Here is a 1,980-nt window from a genome sequence, read left to right as displayed (position 1 = left end):
TGAGCATGCGCGACCCGCGGCGCACGCCGGAGCCGATGCCCGGGGCGGGGCCGGTGCGCGAGCGAGATGGCGACATCTTCGTCATCCAGGAGCACCACGCCACCGCACTGCATTGGGACTTCCGCCTGGAACGCGACGGTGTCTTGGTGTCCTGGGCGGTGCCCAAGGGGTTGCCGATGGACCCCGGGACCAACCGGCTTGCGGTCCCCACCGAGGACCACCCGCTCTCGTATGCCGATTTCGAAGGCACTATTCGCGATGGTGAATACGGCGGTGGGCAGGTCATCCTGTGGGATCGCGGGACTTTTGAGACCGAGAAGTGGACCGAGCGGGAGGTCAAGGTTGTCCTGCACGGTTCGCGTGTCTCGGGCCGCTATGTCCTCTTCCGCACCGGGGGAAAGAACTGGATGATGCACCGGATGAGCCCACCGCCCGATGGCTTCGCGAGTGTGCCCGACCGCATCGCGCCGATGACCGCCGTGTTGCGCGACGAGCTGCCCCGAGGCGATGCCGACTGGGCCTATGAGATGAAGTGGGATGGGGTGCGGGCGATCGTCCACGTCGACGGGGGGCGGCCAAAAGCCCTCTCCCGCAACGATCTCGACATCACCGCCTCCTATCCGGAGTTGCGGGAGATGGCGGAATCAATGGGTGCGACGTCCGCGGTGCTGGACGGCGAACTGGTCGCCTTGGACACCGCCGGCCGGCCCAGTTTCGCGGCGCTGCAGGCCCGTATGCACGTTCAGGACCCCGCCGCGATCCGCCGGCTGACCCGCTCGACCCCGGTGAGCTACTTCGTCTTCGACATCCTGCATTTGGATGGGCAATCCACACTGGGCCTGCCCTATCGCCAGCGCCGCGACCTGCTGGAGAGCCTCAACCTCAACGGCCCGTCTTGGCGCACGCCGCCGGCGTGGTTCGGCAACGGCGAGGCGGTGCTGAGCGCCTCTACCGAGCAGGGCCTGGAGGGGGTGATGGCGAAGCGGGTGGACTCGCCATACCTGCCCGGGCGGCGCTCGGACGCCTGGCTCAAGATCAAGAACCTGCGCACCCAAGAGGTGGTCATCGTGGGCTGGAAGTCGGGCGCGGGGCGGCGCGAGGGAATGATCGGGTCGCTGTTGGTCGGCATACCGGGTCCGGACGGGCTGGAGTATGCCGGCAAGGTCGGCACCGGCTTTACCGGCAGGTCATTGCGCGATCTGGCGGAGTTGCTGCAACCGCTCGCCCAAAAGGCCAGCCCACTGGCCGGGGCGATACCGAATGCCGATGCGCGCGAGGCGCACTGGGTCAAGCCCGCGGTGGTCGGTGAGGTCCGGTTCGCGGAGTGGACCCGCGATGGACGGCTGCGCCACCCTGCCTGGCGCGGGCTGCGACCGGACAAGGCCGCGGCCGATGTCGTGCGTGAGTCCTGAGCTGGGCGCGCCGCGTCAGTAGAGGGCGAGCGAGGCGGCCACGTAATGGGTCAGGAACGCCAGGATCGTCAACGTCTGGAAGATCTCGTGATATCCGAACCAGCGCGGTGAGGGGTCGGGCCGGCGCAGGCCGTAGACCACCGCGCCCAGGATGTAGCGCACGCCGCCGACGACCACGAGGGTGAGCGTGGGTACCCCGAGGTGGTCGCGCATGAGCGGGACGAAGAAGACCGCCACCAGGCCGAGGGCGGCATACGAGGGCACATAGAGCCAGCGGGGTGCGTCCATCCACAGGATGCGGAAGAGCACGCCCACGAGCGCTCCCGCCCAGACGATGGTCAGCAGGATTGTGGCCGGCCCCCGGGGCAGGAGCACCGCGAATGGGGTGTAGCTGCCGGCGATGATCAGGAAGATGTTGGCGTGATCTAGGCGGCGCAGCACCGCATCGTGGCGCCGGCTCCAACTGCCGCGGTGGTAGACGGCAGACGTGGCAAAAAGTAGTGCGGCGGCGAGGGTGTAGATGGCGGCGGCGAGGCGCAGCCCTCGGGTGGATGCCATGACGACGAGC

At 68.3% G+C, this 1,980-nt stretch carries 2 protein-coding genes; one reads left to right on the top strand and one right to left on the bottom strand.

Annotation, left to right across the window (positions count from 1 at the left end):
• A partial coding sequence (ligD, locus tag PKH97_RS16240; protein ID WP_324388646.1) for a non-homologous end-joining DNA ligase occupies nucleotides 1–1,412 on the top strand: 1,412 nt, incomplete at its 5' end.
• Nucleotides 1,413–1,427: 15 nt separating this feature from the next.
• Here the strand turns inward: ligD and PKH97_RS16235 are convergent.
• Nucleotides 1,428–1,980 (bottom strand): hemolysin III family protein (locus PKH97_RS16235; protein ID WP_324388645.1); only part of this gene is annotated, 553 nt, incomplete at its 5' end.

Source organism: Nostocoides sp. (assembly GCF_035343835.1).
In the GTDB taxonomy this organism is placed as follows: Bacteria; Actinomycetota; Actinomycetes; order Actinomycetales; family Dermatophilaceae; genus Nostocoides_A; species Nostocoides_A vanveenii.
This window is presented reverse-complemented; position numbering and strand designations above follow the sequence as displayed.